The 16,071-nt window shown below is 66.5% G+C and carries 17 protein-coding genes; 6 read left to right on the top strand and 11 right to left on the bottom strand.

Annotated elements, in window-relative coordinates:
* The first annotated feature begins 61 nt into the window (after positions 1-61).
* From E1263_RS27435 to E1263_RS27425, 3 genes are all read left to right on the top strand, one after another.
* Positions 62-679: a ScbR family autoregulator-binding transcription factor gene (locus tag E1263_RS27435; protein ID WP_132172433.1), complete on the top strand. Its 618-nt coding sequence runs from the start codon at positions 62-64 to the stop codon at positions 677-679.
* Complete coding sequence (locus E1263_RS27430; protein ID WP_202869071.1) at positions 672-1,439, top strand: SDR family NAD(P)-dependent oxidoreductase; 768 nt, start codon at positions 672-674, stop codon at positions 1,437-1,439. Before E1263_RS27435 ends, E1263_RS27430 begins: the two co-directional genes overlap by 8 nt.
* 175 nt (positions 1,440-1,614) lie before the next feature.
* Positions 1,615-2,289: a response regulator transcription factor gene (locus E1263_RS27425; protein ID WP_132172431.1), complete on the top strand. Its 675-nt coding sequence runs from the start codon at positions 1,615-1,617 to the stop codon at positions 2,287-2,289.
* 58 nt (positions 2,290-2,347) lie between these two features.
* Here the strand turns inward: E1263_RS27425 and E1263_RS27420 are convergent, their stop codons facing one another.
* Positions 2,348-3,553 carry an MFS transporter gene (locus E1263_RS27420; protein ID WP_132172429.1) on the bottom strand — a complete coding sequence of 402 codons (1,206 nt, stop codon included), beginning with the start codon at positions 3,551-3,553 and terminating at the stop codon, positions 2,348-2,350.
* A gap of 66 nt (positions 3,554-3,619) precedes the next feature.
* On the opposite strand from E1263_RS27420, the gene E1263_RS27415 reads away from it, so the two are divergent.
* The gene (locus E1263_RS27415; RefSeq protein ID WP_132172427.1) at positions 3,620-4,033 is read left to right on the top strand and encodes a MerR family transcriptional regulator; all 414 of its coding nucleotides are present in this window, start codon (positions 3,620-3,622) and stop codon (positions 4,031-4,033) included.
* On the opposite strand, the gene E1263_RS27410 is transcribed toward E1263_RS27415, so the two are convergent.
* From E1263_RS27410 to E1263_RS27365, 10 genes are read right to left on the bottom strand one after another with little or no spacing between them, the layout of a single operon-like run.
* Positions 3,976-4,908 (bottom strand): fumarylacetoacetate (FAA) hydrolase, encoded by a 933-nt coding sequence (locus E1263_RS27410; protein ID WP_132172425.1) that lies wholly within the window; start codon positions 4,906-4,908, stop codon positions 3,976-3,978. The genes E1263_RS27415 and E1263_RS27410 overlap by 58 nt on opposite strands.
* On the bottom strand, positions 4,883-6,136 hold the full coding sequence (locus E1263_RS27405; protein WP_132172423.1) for a pyridoxal phosphate-dependent aminotransferase: 1,254 nt from the start codon (positions 6,134-6,136) through the stop codon (positions 4,883-4,885). The genes E1263_RS27410 and E1263_RS27405 overlap by 26 nt, the downstream gene beginning before the upstream one ends.
* Complete coding sequence (locus E1263_RS27400) at positions 6,133-7,698, bottom strand: AMP-binding protein (RefSeq protein ID WP_132172421.1); 1,566 nt, start codon at positions 7,696-7,698, stop codon at positions 6,133-6,135. The genes E1263_RS27405 and E1263_RS27400 overlap by 4 nt, the downstream gene beginning before the upstream one ends.
* Positions 7,695-8,804, bottom strand: a complete 1,110-nt coding sequence (locus tag E1263_RS27395) for a Glu/Leu/Phe/Val dehydrogenase dimerization domain-containing protein (RefSeq protein WP_132172419.1) — start codon at positions 8,802-8,804, stop codon at positions 7,695-7,697. The genes E1263_RS27400 and E1263_RS27395 overlap by 4 nt, the downstream gene beginning before the upstream one ends.
* 16 nt (positions 8,805-8,820) lie before the next feature.
* Positions 8,821-9,384: a glutamine amidotransferase-related protein gene (locus tag E1263_RS27390; protein ID WP_132172417.1), complete on the bottom strand. Its 564-nt coding sequence runs from the start codon at positions 9,382-9,384 to the stop codon at positions 8,821-8,823.
* Between the two features lie 2 nt (positions 9,385-9,386).
* The gene (locus tag E1263_RS27385) at positions 9,387-10,184 is read right to left on the bottom strand and encodes an amino acid kinase family protein (protein WP_132172415.1); all 798 of its coding nucleotides are present in this window, start codon (positions 10,182-10,184) and stop codon (positions 9,387-9,389) included.
* Positions 10,181-11,236 (bottom strand): N-acetyl-gamma-glutamyl-phosphate reductase, encoded by a 1,056-nt coding sequence (gene argC / locus E1263_RS27380; RefSeq protein ID WP_132172413.1) that lies wholly within the window; start codon positions 11,234-11,236, stop codon positions 10,181-10,183. The genes E1263_RS27385 and argC overlap by 4 nt, the downstream gene beginning before the upstream one ends.
* A complete protein-coding gene (locus E1263_RS27375; RefSeq protein ID WP_132172411.1) occupies positions 11,233-12,087 on the bottom strand; it encodes an ATP-grasp domain-containing protein in 855 nt (284 codons plus the stop codon). Before E1263_RS27375 ends, argC begins: the two co-directional genes overlap by 4 nt.
* A gap of 1 nt (position 12,088) precedes the next feature.
* Positions 12,089-12,274 (bottom strand): lysine biosynthesis protein LysW, encoded by a 186-nt coding sequence (locus tag E1263_RS27370; protein ID WP_132172409.1) that lies wholly within the window; start codon positions 12,272-12,274, stop codon positions 12,089-12,091.
* Positions 12,275-12,334: 60 nt separating this feature from the next.
* Complete coding sequence (locus tag E1263_RS27365) at positions 12,335-13,489, bottom strand: isopropylmalate synthase (RefSeq protein ID WP_132172407.1); 1,155 nt, start codon at positions 13,487-13,489, stop codon at positions 12,335-12,337.
* Between the two features lie 294 nt (positions 13,490-13,783).
* Between E1263_RS27365 and E1263_RS27360 the strand changes: the two genes are divergently transcribed.
* On the top strand, positions 13,784-14,896 hold the full coding sequence (locus E1263_RS27360) for an acyl-CoA dehydrogenase family protein (protein WP_132172405.1): 1,113 nt from the start codon (positions 13,784-13,786) through the stop codon (positions 14,894-14,896).
* On the top strand, positions 14,893-16,038 hold the full coding sequence (locus E1263_RS27355) for an acyl-CoA dehydrogenase family protein (RefSeq protein ID WP_132172403.1): 1,146 nt from the start codon (positions 14,893-14,895) through the stop codon (positions 16,036-16,038). The genes E1263_RS27360 and E1263_RS27355 overlap by 4 nt, the downstream gene beginning before the upstream one ends.
* Positions 16,039-16,071: the final 33 nt, after the last annotated feature.

Here is a 16,071-nt window from a genome sequence, read left to right as displayed (position 1 = left end):
AAATAAAGTTGTTCTTTTCGTGAAGCGATTCGGACGAGATTGCAGGGGAGAGGGTGTCGTCATGGCTCCACGGGTGGTGAAACAGGCGCGGGCCGAGCGGACGCGAGCGGCAGTGATGCAGGCCGCCGCCGAGGTTTTCGCGGAGAACGGGTTCTCCGGTGCCAGCGTCATGAAGATCGCCGACCGCGCCGGGGTGACGCTGGGTGGGGTGTACTTCCACTTCCGCTCCAAGGAAGAGCTGGCCCGCGCGATCGTCGCCGGCCAGCCGGACTTCGTCGTACCGACGGAGACGTCGCGAGGGCTGCAGCGAGCCATTGACACGACCCGGACGTGGGCGGGTCAGCTCGCCGAGAATCCGATGCTGCGGGCCGGGGCTCGGTTGGTCTGGGAGCAGGACCGCTTCATGCCGGCGGGGGAGAACTCCCATCAGCAGTGGACGACGGTGATGGCGGAGGACCTGCAGGCCGCGGTCGACAGCGGCGAGGTGAAGCCCGAGGTCGACATCGAGTCGATCGCCCGGATGATCGTCAACGCGTGCACCGGTGCCCAGATGCACTCGTACGTCGAAACCGGCCACGAAGACCTGGTCGAGCGGGTAGAAGAGATCTGGCGCTGCCTGATGCCGGCGCTCGGAGTGTCGGATCAGTGCAACGGAGTCAAGGGGATCGGCCGTGAGTGATGCAGCGGGCACGCTGAGTGGGAAGACGATCATGATCACCGGAGCGTCCAGCGGCATCGGTGCCGCGGCCGCTCGGTGGTTCACCGCCGAAGGGGCGGCCGTCGTCCTGATGGCTCGCCGCAAGGACAAGCTCGACGAGATCGCTGCCGAGATTCGCGCGGCCGGTGGCCGGGTCGAGGTTGCCGCGGGCGACGTCATCGATACGGATGCAGTGGAGCAGGCAGTCGCGACCGCGGTGAACACCTTCGGTGGACTGAACGGTGCCTTCAACAACGCCGGCTGGGGCACCATCGGCACCCTCGTGCACGAGACCGACGACGCGGACTTCGAGAAGACCATGGACGTCAACGTCCGCGGTACCTGGAACTGCCTCAAGCACCAACTACCGGTGATGCTCGAGTCGGGCGGCTCGGTGGTCAACACCTCGAGCACGGCCGGCACGTTCGCCACGGGTGCAGGAGCCGCGTACGTCGCCGCCAAGCACGCCGTACTGGGGTTGACCCGAGCGGCTGCCGCTGAGTACGGCCCGTACGGCGTCCGAGTCAATGCCTTGATTGTCGGCACGACCCGGACCGAGCTGATGGAGAACGCGATTCGGGCGTTCCCGCCGCTGGAGGAGGGCGCGGTCGCCCGTCAGATCCAGAAGCGGATGGCTGATCCGATCGAGGTCGCGCGCACTGCGGCCTGGTTGCTCAGCGATCACGCGTCGTTCATCACCGGTGGAGCGATCCCCGTCGACGGTGGTTCAAGCGCCATTTAAGTGGCTGAATCTGACCCTGGGCAACTGATCGGGCACGCTCCGAATATTTCTTGCCCAGGGTCGCCACCTGGTGACTATCTTTCGTTGACGATAAAAAAAAGATCACTATCATTTTAGTGTCCTGGGGGGACGCTGCCCGTGAGGTCTCGGTATCGAGAGGCATGTGAGGTGAGCAGTGGCACAGGGGACAGTGCGCGTTCTCGTGGTCGAAGGGATCTCCGCGGAGATCGAGTCCAGACGACGGGACCTGCGGAGGCAGGGATACGCGGTGAGCAGTGTGGATACCGGTGCCAAGGCGTTGCGGGCGCACCGGAGTTCCGATTTCGTCTTGCTGGACTTGGATCTGCCCGATATCGACGGGCTCGAGGTGTGCCGGTCGATTCGGGGTGCTGGTGACAAGCCGATCATCACGGTCTCCTCGGGTGGTACCGAGACGGACCGGATCCTTGCCCTGCAAGCCGGTGCGGACGATTGTGTCGACGCCCGGTGTGGTCCGCGCGAGATGCTGGCCCGGATCGAGGCGGTGCTGCGGCGGACGCTGCCGTGCCGTCAGCCGGGCCGCGTGATGACGCTGGGATCGTTGAGTCTTGATGTTCAAGCGCATGAAGCGCGCTTGCGCGGTGAGCCGATTCGGCTGACTGGCAAGGAGTTCGAGCTCTTGCACAAACTGGCGTCGCATCCCGACGAGGCGGTGTCACGCAAACAGTTGATGGCGAGTGTCTGGGAGACTAGTTGGGCCGATTCGAGCCGCACGATCGACACTCACGTGCGGAGCTTGCGAGCCAAGCTCGGAGCCAGCTCCTGGATCATCACGGTCCGCGGAGTCGGCTACCGGATCGGCAGGGGTTAAGAGGTGCCGTGTCCGGCACGGGGAAGGAACCCCATGACGGACACGGCCTCTTCGGCGATCAGGCTGCGTTTGGTCGCCGGCTTGGGAAGCCGTGCTTGCGGGCGAGGACCGCAACCAGCACGACGGGGATGATCAGCACGAGGACGCCCCAGGGGAACGATTTCGGGCCGAGGACCGCGAGCAGGATGCCGCCAACGGCACCGCCGCCGGCCATGAACGAGTTCCAGGTGGTGACCAGGAGAGCCTGACCGCGATCGCCACCGGCATCGGTGACGGCCGTCTGCAGCAGCGTGGTGACGCCACCCCAGCTCAGGCCCCAGATGATCATGGCCGCGTAGACGACTAGGTCGTTGCCAGCTCCGACTGCGAGCATCGCTGCGGCGATGACGAACATGATCGCGGAGCCGATGGTGAGACCGCGCAGCTTGCGGTCGACCATGGCGCCGGTGACCACGATGCTGATGACCGAGGCGATACCGAAGACCAGCAGGACGAGGTCGCGTCGGGTGCCCATCTGGTACTCGTCGAGGAACGTCGAGATGTAGGTGTAGAGGATGTTGTGCGCCAGGACCCAGGCCGCGACCGTGAACAGGACCGCGACGACGCCCGGAAGCTTGAGTGCCTGGAAGATCGGCTCGCGCTGGCCTACCGGCTGACCGGGAGTGGACGGGACCGACAGGCCCATCCAGCCGAGCAGGATGACGGAGAGCGCGGCGACGATCCCGAAGGTGAGTCGCCAGCCGAAGAGGTTACCGAGGAAGGTGCCGACCGGGATACCGAGCGCCAGGGCGAGTGGGACACCGGCCATGGTGATCGAGATGGCTCGACCTTGCAGATGTGGCGGTGCCAACCGGCGCGCGTAGCCGACCAGCTCGGCCCAGACCGCTGCCGCTGCGATACCGGCCAGCAGGCGGAAGCCCATGGTCAGCACGTAGCTGGAAGAGGTCGCTGTGACGACGTTCGCGATACCGATCATCGTGACCGCGAGCAGCAATAGCTTCTTGCGGTTCCAGGTGGCGGTCGCCACGGACAACGGGATCGCGGCGACGCCGGTCGCGATAGCATAAATCGTCAGCGACTGGCCTGCTGCGGACTCGCTGACCGACAGGTCACGGGCCATTTCCGGCAGGACGCCGGCGGGCAGGGCCTCGGTCAGGATGCCGACGAACGCCGCAGTGCTCAGCGCCAGCAGCGGTGACCAGGGGAGCTTGTTGTTCCCGCCCCCGACGGGCGGTGGGGAGATCTCAGTCTGGGAAGCAGCCATGGGAGATATACTCAAACCTTCTCATTGATGTACAGGTCAAGTTCATCGAGTTGTGAGGTGCGCCACATGCGGATCGGAACTCTGGCGGAGCGGACCGGGACCTCCCGGCGGCTGTTGCGCTACTACGAGGAGCAGGGCCTGATCGGGTCCCAGCGGTCCGCCAACGGCTACCGGGACTACGCCGAGTCCTGTGTGGACAAGGTGATCCAGATCCGCGGCCTGCTGGACGCGGGACTGCCGACCCGGGTCATCCGGGAGGTCCTGCCGTGTATGGACACCCCGCGCGCGATCCGGATCTCCGCGCCCACCGAGGAGACGGTTGCGCTCCTCGAAGGCGAACGGGACCGGATGGCCGAGCGCATCCGCTTCCTCGAGCGCAACCGCGCCGCCATCTCCGAGTACCTGGTGGCGGTCCGGGAGGCTCAGGCAGAGGGCGCCCCCCAAACCCCGAACTCGGCCGAGGCAGCCGTCTCGGCCTGACCGGCGACCACGACATCGTTGGCCAGTACGACGCCGTGGCTGGCGATGTCGAAGATGATCCGGTCGCCATCGGCGATCCGGTAGCCGGCATGCCAGCTGGCCTTGTCCGACCCGAGCAGCAGGTAGTTGACCAGGTCGGGCCGGCGCATCCCGGCGTACGAGAACAGGTTGTCGACCATGTCCGGGACGCGCTGGAAGATCGAGTCGGCGCCGGCGGAGAAGTCGCCCTTCCAGGCGACCTCGCCCTCGCGCTCGATGATGATCTGCCCGGTGACCGTGGTCGGCGGCTCGCCGAGGAACAGCCACGGCGTCAATGAGGTGTCACAGAGCTTCGCGTACGGCGTCCATCCCCACGGGTTTTGCAGATGCAGCCCGATGTCGTTGAGGTCGTTGCCGAACGTGTAGCCGGCGTAGTGCGGGTTGCCGAACTCGTCGTTGACGAAGACCAGCCCGACCTCGGGCTCCTCCAGCAATTCGACCGACGTCGACGGGACGGTCAGCGGCTTGCCGTTGGTCTCCAGCCAGGAGCCGAAGCCCTTGATCAGCCAGTTCGGCGCCTTGAACGGCTCGTCCGGGGTCGGCGGCGCGGGGAACTTGGAGCGGTGCGTGCCCATGAAGCCGGTGACGAGGGAGTTGTTCGAGGCCGGCAGCAGCGGCGGCAGGAAGCGGATGTCAGGGTCGTCGGCGGCGACCGTGACCGTGTCGGTTCCGGACGTCAGCGAGTCGAGGAGCGCCTGCGTGCCACCCCCGGCCAGTACGGCGTTCCGCAGCTGGTCCTCGGCGACCGGAAACAGGGTGACCGGTGCATCGGTCGGCAGCCCCACTCCGGCGTAGCGGCGCCCGCGGTACTCAACTTCGAAGATGACGGTGGACATTGCTCTCCTTGGTTAGTTCGGTCAGGACTTCGGTCAGGCGATCGATCGACTCGCTGATCCAGGGCAGGGTGAGAGGGTCCGGCGCTACCAGTGCGGCATGACGTTCCGCCTCGGTCTCGCCGTACAGGCGGCTGGTTGCGGCGCGGATCCGCAGCGAGCCTTCGGGTTCGCCGAACGCCGTGCCGGGGAGCAAGGCGACGCCGTACTGGGTGCTGAGGAGCTTGGTGAGCTCGTCGCTCCCGCTGACGCCGAGCTGACCGCGAAGCGGCTCGAAGTCGGGGTAGAGGTAGCAAGTGGCCTGCACCGGCGCGAGCTCGGCGCCAACCGCGGTGAAGACTTCGGCAACCCGTCGTGCGACGCGTTCGTGCAACCGCCGGGACGCGGCCACACGCTTGATCACCTCGGGTGGTTCGGCCAAGGCGTACGCAGCCGCCGCCTGGACCGGAGCCGCCGTACTCGACCAGATCTGGCTCGCGATGCTGATGAGTCGCGTGCGTAGTTCTTCGGTTGGTAGACGTGCGACGCCGAGGCGCCAGCCACCGACGGCCAGGTTCTTGGTCAGGCCGGTGGTGACCACAGTCCGTTCCGGCGCATAGATCGCAGGCGAGACGGCCGGGGCGTAGGCGAGATCGCAGTAGATCTCGTCGGAGATGATCACCAGATCGAGTTCGCGTGCCACCTCAGCGAGCTCACGAACCGTCTCCGGCTTGGCGATCGTGCCGGTCGGGTTGTCCGGCAGCGTCACCACGACACTGCGCGGATTGCCGCCAGCCTTGCGCGCTTGCAATACCTGCGCCCGCAACTCGGTCGGATCCGGTACGCCGCCTTCGCCGGGCCGTGTCCGTACCGGAATCGACCGCAAGCCGGCGAGCTGTGCCTGCGCGGCATAACTCACCCACGTAGGAACCGGTACGACGACATCGCCGCCGACCGCCATCATCAGCGCGAACAACAGTGGTTTCGTCCCCGGGCCGCAGACCACATCGGCCGGATCAGTCGGCAGACCGCGCCGATTCCAGTAACCGGCAGCCGCCAACCTGACCTCAGGAGAACCGGCAACTGGCCCATAGGCATTCCGGCCCGAAGCAGCGATCAGCTGCTCGCGCAGTTCCGGCAGGACAGGCAGCCCGATCTCACCGGTGGCAAGGAACAGCACGCGTTCCCCGGCCAGCCGCCGACGTTCGAACTCCTCGTCGGCGGCCAGCGTCGCGGACATGGTCACTGTCATGCTGCGTAGAGCTTTCGCAGCTCGACCTTGCGCACCTTGCCGGTCAAGGTCTTGGGCAGGACCTCAACAATCTCGAGCCGCTCGGGGTAGAACCGTGGGTCCTGCCCGGACGACTTCAGATGCGCCTGGATCTCCTGCAGCGTCGGACGGTTCCCCGCGGTAGCGACGGCCACGGCCAGGATCGGGTCGTCCACCTTGCCGGTCGTCCCGACCAAGACAGCCTCGGTGACCTTCGGGTGCTGTGAGATGACTGCCTCCAGCTCAGCCATCGGTACGACGATTCCGTCCCGGACGATCGTGTCCTTCGCCCGACCGAGGATCCGGATCCCGCCGCGACCGTCTTCGCGCGCGACGTCACCGGTGTCGAACCAGCCTTCTTCGTTCACCTCGGCGTCGAAGACGTCCTGCTGCTTGAAATACCCGAGCGCCTGGGAAGCGCCCCGGACCCGCAGCCGACCCACCGGCGCACGCTTCGACTGGTCGTGGCAGAGGTCGACGCGAATCTCCATCGCGTCGATCGGCCGGCCGTGACTGTGTGCGGCCCAGTCCCGGTCGTAGTCGAGCCGGCTGATCGTGATCGGGCCGAACTCCGACATGCCCCAGACCGAATAGGTCCGCGACCCGAACGTCGCCCGCATCTCGTCGACGAGCCCCTGGAGCACCGGCGCCGCGCCGGTGACCGTGTGCTGCAGGCTCGAGACGTCATGAGGGTCGGCCTGCTGGACCCGTGCAACACCGCTGAGGGTTGGAGGGGGACCGTACAGAAGCGTGGCGCGATAGCGCTCCACAAGGTCCAGCAGGCCTGCTTTGTCGGGACCGTCCTGGAAGGCGACGGTTCCGCCGAGCAACACACTGGCGAGCACACCCTGGCCGAAGCCCGAGTAGTGCACCAGCGGGGTCGTGTTCGCGACGACCAGGTCGTCGCTGAGCATGAACGCGTCCACGTAACCGCGAACGCCGGAATGCACCGTGTTCTGGCTGTGGACAACGCCTTTGGAGAAGCCCGTCGTACCGGAGGTGAAGAGGACCACGAACGGCTCGTCCGGCTGGAGCTGACGACCCGTCAGGTCTGTCGTCTCCTCCCAATGCGTTCCGATGAAGTGATCGTGGAACTCCTGGCTGTCGATCTCGATCAGTTCCTTGACCGGCAGCTCGCCCTGCACCTTGCGGATGTCCGCGGCCACCTCAGGCAGGGTGATGAACACCTTGGCCTCGGTGAGTGCGAGCCGGTGGTGCAGCTCATCGCCCTGGCATTCCGGGGCGATCGGGACGATGACCGCGCCGACCGCCATAGTGGCGAACATCAGCGGCACGATCTCCCACCGGTTCGGAAGCTGGACCGCGACGGTCTCGCCGCGCTCAACTCCCAGCTGCAGAAGGGCTCCGGCGAATCTGTCCGTCAGCCTGGACAGCTCCGAGTAGTCAAGGGTGTCGGTGTGAGCCTCTTCGAGCCGGCGTCCGGCGATAGCGAGTTTGCGAGGCCGTTCCCGGGCCTGCTTGCGCAGGTCGTCGAGGAACGTGTCGTCCCGCCACCAGCCGCGACGCCGGTACTCGTCGGTCATCGGCCGCGCTCCGCACGCCGTACGGCGAGCAGCTCGGGCAGCGGGTCGCCCGCGCCGGCCTTGGCAATCTCCAGCAGGGCTTGAGTGTTGAGCTTTACCCGGTTCCCGATCCAGTCGAAGACCCACGCCTTACGGGCCTCGGCCTCCAGGTCGAACGGGACTACGCGAGTGACGGCCAGCGCCGCCGAACCTGCGCCGCCGATATTGGCGATCACACCCGGCACCAGTACGGCGCCTGCCGCGCGAGCCTTCTCCTGCGCCACCGGAGTCGACGCGATATTGGCGCCCTCGACAACTAGTTCGGCGCGCAGCCGGTGCACGTTCTCGTCGTTCAGTGCACGCTTCTGCGCCGCGAGGATCAGCAGATCCGCGTCGACGTCCAGCCACGCATCCGAACCGCTCAACTGAGTCACGCCGTCGGGCAGCTTGGTCCGATCGATGCGACCGAATTCGTCGGTGATCGCGATGAGCTTGTCGACCGGCAGCCGGTCCGCGCTGATCGTGCCGTCGATGTCGGCGACGCCGACCACCACGTGACCGCGCTGCTCAAGGAACTGTGCGACCGCACGGCCAACTGCGCCGAAGCCCTGTACGACGACCCTGGCGTTCTTGCGACCACTGGCCTCCAGCGCGGTGATCGCGCCGACGCCGACCCCGTGACCGGTGCAGTCGATCAGCGGCTCGTAGTACGTCCGCCAGTCGATCGGCATGTCCGGCGCACCGAGGCGGTAGCGCGGGTCGTACTTCGCCTCCTCGAAGAAGATCGCCCGGTCGGCCGGCGTCACGCCCATGTCGATTCCGAGGTGGATTCCCCCGTGCAGCAAGGGTTTCACGGTCCGGCCGAAGGTCTTGAACGTCGTCTCGCGGTCGGTGCCGTCGGAGACGATGCCGGCCTTCGCGCCACCGATCGGCAGCCCGGCCAGCGTGAACTTGTGGGTCATGTCGCGGGCCAGCCCGGCGACCTCTTCCTCGGTGACACCGGTCGTCATCCGGGTGCCGCCCATCGCCAGGCCGTCGTACAGGGAGTCGATGACCACCCAGCCCTTGATGTCTCCACCGGCACCGTTCAGGTGCACGGTGAGGGCGGGCTTGTCGAGCTCAGTCATGCCATGTCCTTTGGGTTTAGAGGAAGGTTTGGGCGAAACCGCGGAGGATCTCCCGGCCGTCGTCACGAAACTCCAGGTGGGCCTGGGATCCGAAGATCCGGCCGTCGTCGGAGCGCAGGAACTCGACGGGCGCGTGGTCGGAGCGGCCGATCGACTTGAAGCCGGCCGGGGCCGCCTGCAGGTAGAGGGTGTGCCGGTGGAAGACCGTCACGGTCGGCTTGACGAAGGTGAACAGCGCCTCGCTCTTGTCCACCTCAGCGTCGTGACCGCCGACCCGCTGCTCGCCCTCGGCCAGCTCCGCGCCTTGAGAGACAGCGATGATCTGCATGCCGCCGCAGATCCCGAAGACCGGGACGTTCGACGTCATGACCAGATCGATCAGCGGCTTGTAGTACTCGGTGTCATAGGCCCGGACCTTGGTACCGCTCAGCACGATCGCCTGGTGGCTGCCGTTCAGCTTCGCCGGTACTTCGGTACTCGAGACAACGTCGGTCGCCGCGCCGAAGTCCTCGAACCGCTTGCGGAGCTGGGGAAGCGACAAGGTCTTGTTGTTGACGACCAGTACGCGAGGTTGCGTCACGGTCACTGCTCCTTCGCTCGAGTGATGACGGTTCCGGTCCGGCCGGCTAGGAGGTCGGAGACCGGCGCGCTGCCGATGACGACCTCGGCCACGCCCTGCTCCAGGGCTTCACCGGCGGCGCGCAACTTCTTGCGCATCCCGCCGGTGGCACCCTTGTCGCGGAAGGCCGCGGCCGCGTCGGCGTCGATCCGGGAGACCGGAGCGTCGTCGATCAGCAGGTGCGCGACATCGGTGACCAGGACGAGGTTGGTGGCCCCGATGGCGCCCGCGATGGCAGCAGCAGCACGGTCGGCATCGGTGTTGACCTCTTGCCCTGCTTCGTTCCTGGCCAGCGGAGTCACCAGGTAGACGTGGCCGGGCCGGAGGTTCTTGAGCACGGTCGGATCGACCTTGGTGATCGGGCCGACCAGATTCTCCAGCTCCACAAGCTGTTTGCCCTGCCACCACCAGCGCTCGCCAGGTCCGGCGTACACGAGACCGTCACTGCCGAGCCTGCGCTCGAGCGTGATGCCGCGGTACTCCAGCCGGGTGGCGACGTCGTCGGCCATCACCGTGCTGACCGTCTTGATGTCCTCGATCACCTCGGTGGTGGTCCAGCGGCTCTGGTTGCCATAACGGTCCCGCAGAATCGCGGACGGGTCGCTGTAGCGCGAGCTGAGCTGCTTGAGCGGCTTCGACCACCCATGCACCAGTACGACGGGTTGTTCCGCCGCGTGCACGGCCAAGTCGTTCCACCAGTCGCCGGCCAGGTCGTCGAGGCAGCTGCCGCCGAGTTTGATGACGATCGGAATCTCGCTCATGCGGGCATCACCGGCTGCATCGTCAGGCCCGACTCCTCGGGCAGTTCGAACCGCAGGTTGGCGGCCTGAATCGCTTGCCCGGCAGCGCCCTTGACCAGGTTGTCGAGCGCTGCGAGAGCCACGATTCGCTTGGCCTCTTCGTCGTACAGGACGGTGACGTCGCAGTAGTTGGAACCCAGCACTGCTTGGGGATCCGGCACCGGGATCAGCGTCTCGTTGTGTCGACGCACCCGCACGAACTGCTTGCCCTTGTAGAACCTTGTGTAGGCGCGGTGCAGGTCGCGCTGGTTGACCTCGGCATCGGTGAAGACGTAGCTGCTGGTCATCAGGCCACGGACGTGCGAGACCCCGTACGCCGACATCGACAGCGAGCCGATGGTTCCGGGCTTGGCGCGCTCGAAGAAGTCCCGAACCTCACCGGCATGGCGGTGGCCGGTGGGGGAGTACGGGGCGATCGCGCCGTTGCGCAGCGGATGCAGGTCTGTCTTGCGCATCGACAGACCACCACCGCTGGAACCACTCTTGCCGTCGATCACGACCGTCTTGAGATCCAGACCCAGCTCGAGAGTGAGCGGAGCCAGGGCCAGCGTGATGGACGTGGCGTAGCAACCCGGCAGCGAGATCAGGCTCGCCTGGGGAAGCTGGTCGGCGATGAGCTCGGGGACGCCGTACACGAACCGGTCGGCGAGCTCGGTGCTGCGGTTGACCTTCGGATACCAGCGGTCGTGCAGCTCCGGCGTACGGATGCGGAACGCGCCACTGAGGTCGATGATCGCGGGGATCTTGTCGGCCAGCAGCTCGGCGAGCTGAGCTGAGACCGGTGCGGGGGTAGCGAGGAACAGTACGTCGACCTTGTCGGCGATGTCCTCGGTGACCGGCTGGACCGTCAGGCCCAGGTCCATCCGCAGCCCGGGGTGCAGTTCGGCCGGGCGGCGGCCGATCGCGGACGAGCCGCCGAGGAACGTGAGTTCCAGGTCAGGGTGCTGGACGATGAGGCGGATCAGGTCGCCGCCGGCCAGCCCGGAGGCGCCGACGATTCCGGCCCGGATCATGCGAGTACCTCCTCGAGATAGTTGCCAATGGCCACGGCTACGTTGACCCCGGTTGCGGTGGCCACACCCCGGAAACCCGGTGCGTGGTTGACCTCGTTGACGACGTAACCCTTCGGCGTGCGGAAGAGATCGACGCCGTAGATACCAGGGCCGAGTACGTCGACCACGCCGCTCACGATCTTGGCGACGTACGGGTCGTCGGCCGCGGCGTGACTGGTGTTCCCGAGGGCGGCGTTGTTGCGCCAGTCCTCGCCACCCGTACTGAACTCCGCGACCCCGACCAGCTCATTGCCGACGACCAGGCAGCGCACGGAGGCTCCACCGGCCAGGAACGGTTCGACCAGGCAAGCCTGCTCGAACGCGTGGCCGAGGTCCTCGACGTAGTCGTAGACGGAGTTGGCCAGATCGGAGTCGCGGATCAACGTGACCCGCTTACCCATCCCGCCGTACACGGGCTTGAGGACGACCGGCAGCTCGAACGCGGTGAGTGCCTTGGCGAAGTCCGAGCGGGAGAACACCATCCGGAACTCCGGGACCGGGATGCCGGCCTTACGCAGCGCGGTCCGCAGGACTGCCTTGTTCTCACACAGGTTGATGGCGTGCGACGAGTTGATGACTCGGGTGCCGGACTCCTCTGCCAGGGTGGCGATCAGGCCGCCCCGGGTGTAGCTACGGCTGCGCAGCAGCACGGCGTCGAAGCCGGCCAGCGCCGAGGCATCCGGGTTGCCCAGGCAGAGCGACTCGTCGTTGATCCACTCGACGGACAGGCCCAGTTCGGGCCCGGCCTGGATCAGCTGCCGCTCCTCCCAGGCGATCCGGTCCGCGACGATCGCGATGGACTTCGGGGGCATCTCACTGACCCCAGTCGCGCAACTGCACCTCGACCATCGACAGGCGGAGCTCGCCGTCGTCGATGCCCTCGACGCGCAGCGTCAGCATGCACTCGGGGCAGGAGAAGGTCTCGCCGGTGACGAGGGCCGGAACGGTCAGGTCGGTCTCACACTCGGGGCAGACGCCGGAAAGGGTGGCGGTGGACATCAGTGAACTCCAGTTTCGATGAGGGTGAACGGAAGGGGTTGGTTAGATTGCCTGGCTGCGTCAGATTGCCTGAAAGTCGACGGCGGCTTTGCGAATACCGTCGCGGTCGAGCAGGTGCCGGCCGGTTTCTTCCTGCCGAGTGATCAGCCAGGGAGTGAATTCGTCGACATTGACCGTCAGGTCGGAATCCTTGAGTGCCCATTTGACCAATGCGGGTGTCAAACGGGTGCGGACGAGCAGTTCGCGGGAATTGCCGACCAATTCCGCCGGAAGGGTTTCGTAGGCCTCCGGGTTCGTGAGCTGGCCCGGCAATTCGTAGGCGAACGCGTTCGGCGAGGTCGGGCCCGACTGGAACGCCGTACCGAGGCCTGCGCCGCGGAGGGCGACCCTGGAGAGCTCGGTCAGGTGCGACAGGTCGAACCGGTCGTCACCGTGCACGATGCGCAGCGCCATCAGCAGCTCGGCCAGGGGTGCGTTGCCGCCCCGCTCACCGATGCCGCCGACCGTTGCGGAGATCCACTTGGCGCCGGCGCGGACTGCGGCGAGCGAGTTCGCCACGGCCATGCCCAGCATGTTGTGCGAGTGGATCTCGATCTCGGAGCCGTCGATCTCGGTCAGGCTCGCGATCTGATCCTGCATCTGCCACGGCGACAGGTAGGCGACGGTCTCGGCCACCCGGAACCGGTCGGCGCCGACCGCGAAACCAGCTGTCACATAAGGAACCAAGCGCTCCTTGGGCGTACGGGCGCCGTCCTCACCACTGAAGGTGACGTGGAAGCCGCGGTCCTTGGCCTGGGTGATGGCGGACTTCGCCAGCGCCTCGAGGAAGCGCGGGCTGGCCGATCCGAGCTTGAGCATCGCGTGCTGCTCAGACGTCGGGATCGAGTACATGATGTGGTGCACGCCGAGGCGCTGCGCCTCATCCAGCGCGGTGGCGACCTGCTGGCGGTCGCGGACCACGACGAGCGACATGCTGCGCTCGGGACCGACAGCCTCGTGGGTGGCCTCGATCAGATCCGCGTCCTTGCTGTTCGGGCCCGAGATCATACCGACCTCGACGAGCTCGATCCCGGTCTTCACCAGCAGGTCGGCAATGACGGCCGCATCCTGCGGGCCGAACTCGACACCCGCCATATGTGCGGAATCCCGCAAAGTGGCGTCGGACAATCGGGGCCGAATTGCCTGCCCGTCGTCGGAATTTACTGCTGACTCCATAACGCTTGTGCTCCCTCGTCGGTGTCCTGCGGTGGGCGGTTTTGGCCGCGAGGCAACCCCGACTACGACGAAGCGGGGCGGCTTGGCGAGCTGTTCACAACCTTGCGGGAGCCGGGCCGGGCGGGGCAAGCAGGTCTGTGTGAAGGATCGTGAAGCCTTGTGAGCCAGTACGTGCGCCGGTGTTGAAATCTGCCGAGCGGTGGTTTCTTGTGATGATTCCGGCGTTACTGGGGAATCACGGATACCTTCCTTTGGAATCATCCCGAGTACATCCGCCCAGGAAAGGGATTAAGTATGCTTCCGAAATTCCCTGGTGACCGCCGCGACGATGCGGACGCGGTCGTCGAGCAGGTTCGGCAGTTGGCCGGCCACCTCGCTCGTCCGACCGCCGCCGCCCGCGACCGGCACCGCGAATGGGACGAGACGCTGTTCAAGGCACTGACGGTTCCGGGCACGTTCGGTGGCGGACTGACCGCCGTACAGACCGGTGCGTTGCTGGCCGCGCTGGGGGAGGGCTCGCAGGATCCGGGGCTCGCTCTGGCTGTTACGACGCATGCGGTGCTGGTGACTGTGCCGCTGCGAACCTTTGGTACTGAGGCCCAGCGTGAGCGTTACCTGCCGGCCATTGCCGCGGGTGATTGGATCGGCGGCCTGTCGTTGCTGCAGACCTCCGGCGGCGTCACCACCGTGACGGCTCGCGCGGCCGGCGCCGACTGGGTCCTCTCCGGCTCGCTCGAATTGGTTGCCCTTGGCCCCAAAGCGCATCACTTCCTGGTGATCGCCGAGCACAGCACCGGCTCCCGTACGGCGTTCCTGGTCGACGCGGACGCACCTGGTTTGCGTGTCGAGGAGTCGGCGCCGGCGGCCTTGCGGACGTGCCCATGGGCGCGGCTCGTCTTCGACGACTGCCAGGTGTCGGCGGACGCCGTACTGGGGTCAGTTGGTGATGCTGCCACTGAGGTTGAGCCGCTGCTCGCCTCGCTGGACTGGGTTTTCGTCAGCGCCGCTTGGCTGGGCATCCTTCGTGCGCTGGCCAGTGAGTCCTTGGGTGCGCTGCGCACTCGTGAGGTGGCCGGTGCTCCGGTTGGGCATTCGCAGGCTGCGCGCTTCACCTTGGCTGACCTGGCGATTCAGAACGAACTTGTCGGCGGGCTGCTTGAGCGGGTTGCCGGCCTGTTCGACGAATCTGCGCCGACTGCGTACCAGGAGGCCGCATCCGCTCGGCTGTTCGCGGCGTCCGCCGTACGGGTGGTGACCGAGGCTGCTGCTGAGTTGGCCGGGCCGGCGGTGGGGGACGAGTTTGTTGACCGTGCGTACCGCGACGCGCGCTTCTTCGTCTCGTCGGGTGGCGGTTCCGAGTTGCTTCGTCCTGTGGTCGCCGCGTCGATGTTGGAGGAGATGTTATGACTGACTACAGAGGAATCGCCGGACGAGCCGGCCAGGTCGATAGCACCGGAACCATCCCCACCGAGAACTGGCAAGAACTCGTTGCCAGTGGCTACTTCGGGGTCTTCCACCCGGAAGAGCTTGGCGGAACGGGTGGGGATGTGGCTGCGCAGCTGAAGGCGATGGAGTCGTTGGCCCGCGCTTGCTCCGGCACCTACTGGACTGCCACCGTGTCGGCTTTGTTGTGCGGCAACCTGCTGCGGACCTACGGGAACGAGAAGCATCACGACCTGGTCCGCTCGATTGTCAGCGGTGAACGCCTTGCAGCGTTCGCGATTGTCGAGACCGCGGCCGGAAGTGACGCATCCACCTATCAGACCTTGGTCCGCCGTACGGGGGATGGGTTCAGCATCAACGGCGAGAAGTCGCGGATCACCAACGCACCGCGCGCCGACATCGCCGTGACGCTCGCTCGCCGCGAACGCCTCGAGGGTGATGACGGTCCTGAATGGTGCTTGGCCTTCGTCGAGCTCGATCAGCCCGGCGTCCGCCGCTACGACATCCCGCACATGGGTCTGCGCGGTATGCCTTGGGGCGGCATCGTCTACACCGACGCCCACGTCGACGAAGCCAACGTCATCCCCGTCCCCTTCACCGAACTAGCCGAAGGCATGACCTGGGGCTGGCTCTTGGTCTCGGTCGCCGCCATCGCCACCGCCGAGTCCGCGCTGGCCGCCACAGTTCGGCACGCGAAACAGCGCGTTTCCTTCGGGCGTCCCTTGGCGCACATGGAAGGCGTGCAGGCTCAACTGGCCGACTCCCGCGCTCAACTCGACGCTGCCCGAGTCCTGGCCCTCCGAGCCGCCACCGAACGCGTCGCCGGCCACTCCGCCAGGGAGCTGATCGGCATGCTCAAGGTCTACGCCACCGAAATGGCCGTCGAGGTGACCCAGCGCGCCGTACAGATTCACGGCGCCGCCGGCGTCACGATCGGCCACGAAGTCGAACGCCACTACCGAGACGCCCAGATGAACGTGGTGGGAGCCTTTGCCACCAACCGCCTCCGCGAACAGCTGGTTGAGAATCTCACCCAAACCCCCGCCACCTACCGCCCGACCAACTGGCCGCAACCCACGCCTGCCCCCACCTGGTCCGGCGCCTAAACCAACCGTCCCGCCCCCAGCAGAGGTCGGCCG

This window comes from Kribbella antibiotica (assembly GCF_004349055.1).
GTDB lineage: Bacteria > Actinomycetota > Actinomycetes > Propionibacteriales > Kribbellaceae > Kribbella > Kribbella antibiotica.
This window is presented reverse-complemented; position numbering and strand designations above follow the sequence as displayed.